The sequence below is a fragment of the Frankia sp. CgKIO3 genome (assembly GCF_977946435.1).
Genome location: NZ_CDWTMO010000030.1, coordinates 28537 through 30772, shown reverse-complemented (window position 1 = coordinate 30772; position 2236 = coordinate 28537). Strand labels below are relative to the sequence as shown.

Sequence of the window (2236 nt, the reverse complement as noted above, 5' to 3'; positions counted from 1 at the left end):
GTCATGTCCTCTTCATGTGAATGTGGTGGCCCTCCCCAGGATCCTCCCGTCCAGGCACGGAGTACCGTGCCTGGACAGACGTCGACCGGTCCCCGACTCACCGAACCCGTCCAGGTCGGCATGATCCCCGGGCAACCTGCCCTGATCCGCTCGGGCGGGCGCAGTCCGTCAGCTTCGAGTGACCCCGCCGAGGAAGGGAGGCACGTGGCGTCGGCCGTGACCCAGCTTGCCCTCCCCGGTGCTCTGGTTCTGGTCCGTGCGCAGGAGTCGGGCACGCTGGTGTCCGATCGCGGGGGATGGCAGCGGGCGGTGCTGCGGGCGGCCCTGCCATCGGCGGCGAAGCTGGTCGCGTTGACGCTGGCGAGCCACGTCGCCGAGGTTCCGCCGGCGGCGCCCGCCGGTGCCGCGGTGAGCGCCCCCGGCCTGGTCACCCTGGTCGCGGAGACCGGTTACAGCCGGACCCACGTGCAGCGCCAGATCACCAGGCTGCGCAACCAGGGCTGGTTGGCGACGGTGGCCCGGCCCGCGGCCGGCAGGACGACGCGGTTAGCCCTGAGCATCCCCGAGGCCGCCGTGCGGGCAGGTGAGGTCCGCTTGGTCGAGGCCGACGTCGCCTCCTCGTCGGCGGCATCGGCCCCGGCGGCATCGGAGGCCGGCTCGGCAACCGCAGCCTCGGCCGCGCCCGCCCGTCGGCGCCGCGGCGGTCGCCGTAGCCGGGTCGGTATGCGGACGGCGTCTGCGGTCGGCCGTCGTTCCCGGGCGATGGCGTCCGTGGCGAGCGATGGCTCGCCTGGTACCGCCAGCCCGGCGGTCAACCTCGCCCCCTCGAGGGGCGCCGACCGCCCGGACCGCCCGGACACCGCCGGTTCGGATGATCCGGATACCGCCCGTTCAGACCAGCCGGAGCCGGGTGACACCCGACCGGACGGCGACACCCAACCGGCCCCGGCCGTGGGCACCGTTGATCCCGCCACCCGCGGGGCTGTGACGGACGAGCCACGCGTCCTGACGGACGAGACCACTGGGGCAGCGGACGCGTCGACCCCCGAACCGGAGCGGGCCGCCGAACCGGAGCGGGCCGCCCCGACAGTCCCGTTGCCCCCTCCGCCGCCCGAGCCGATGACCCTGGCCGCCAGCCAGGTGATCACGGTCCTCGCGAACGCGATGCGGCGCCCGACGTCCGACTACCTGGCCATCTACCAGAAACTGCGGGTGATCCTGGAGGAAGACAGCTGGGAACCGGTCGAACTGGCCCTGCATCTAGTGCACATCATCACGACCGGTGTCCTGGTCGGGGACGGCGACGAGATCGACAATCTGTCCTGGCGGCTCGATCGCCTGCCCAGGGCGTCTGCCGACTGCAACTGCCGCGCCTGCCTGGAGAACCGGGGGATCAGGACCGGACCGACGCCGGGTTCCACCGTCCCGAACCAGGGGCGCGGGCGCTACACCCGCTCCGCGAAGGAGAAGGGACCCGCGCCCGGACGCCCAGGATGGGAGGCCTACGGGTCCCGAGCCGCCCGCCCGGAATCCGAGGCGCCGCCCGTGTCGATCCCGCGGCCACCGCTGGAGGCCATCGAGGAGGCCGCTCGCGCGGGACGCGCGCATGCCCAGATGGCGAGCCAGTCGGCGGCTGACGGCGCGGCCTGAGCCGGTCGACCCGTGGTCCGGCTCGCCCGCCGCAGCGCGTGGCGGCGGGCGGCGGATGGTGACGGTCGGTGGCGGATGGTGTTGCATAGTCCCAGCGACAGCCCATCATGGGAAGTCATGGTGACTGATTCCCGGTCGGACGGCGGCTATGACGCCGACGTGATCGTGATCGGGAGCGGGTTCGGCGGCAGCGTCAGCGCGCTACGGCTCGCGGAGAAGGGCCATCGTGTCCTCGTGCTGGAGGCCGGTCGCCGGTTCACCCCGGGCACGCTGCCGAAGAACAGCTGGCACGTTCGCCGGTACCTGTGGCTGCCGCGGTTGGGCTGCCACGGCATCCAGAAGATCACCTGGTTGGGTCGGGTCGTGGTGCTGTCCGGAACGGCGGTCGGTGGCGGCTCGGTCGTCTACGCGAACACGCTGTACCGCCCGCTCGACGCCTTCTATACCGACCCGCAGTGGCGGGACATCACCGACTGGCGCCGTGAGCTGGAGCCGTTCTTCGACCAGGCCGAACGCATGCTCGGGGTGAATCCCAACCCGACGACGACGTACTCCGACGAGGTGTTTCGCACGGTCGCCGAGGAGA

Annotated in this window: 2 protein-coding genes; both read left to right on the top strand. The window is 72.4% G+C overall.

What is annotated here, in order from left to right:
- Positions 1-204: 204 nt before the first annotated feature.
- On the top strand, positions 205-1650 hold the full coding sequence (locus AC08OJ_RS05870; protein ID WP_476595234.1) for a hypothetical protein: 1446 nt from the start codon (positions 205-207) through the stop codon (positions 1648-1650).
- A gap of 117 nt (positions 1651-1767) precedes the next feature.
- Positions 1768-2236, top strand: a 469-nt coding sequence (locus AC08OJ_RS05865) for an FAD-dependent oxidoreductase (protein ID WP_476595233.1), incomplete at its 3' end; no start/stop codon positions are given.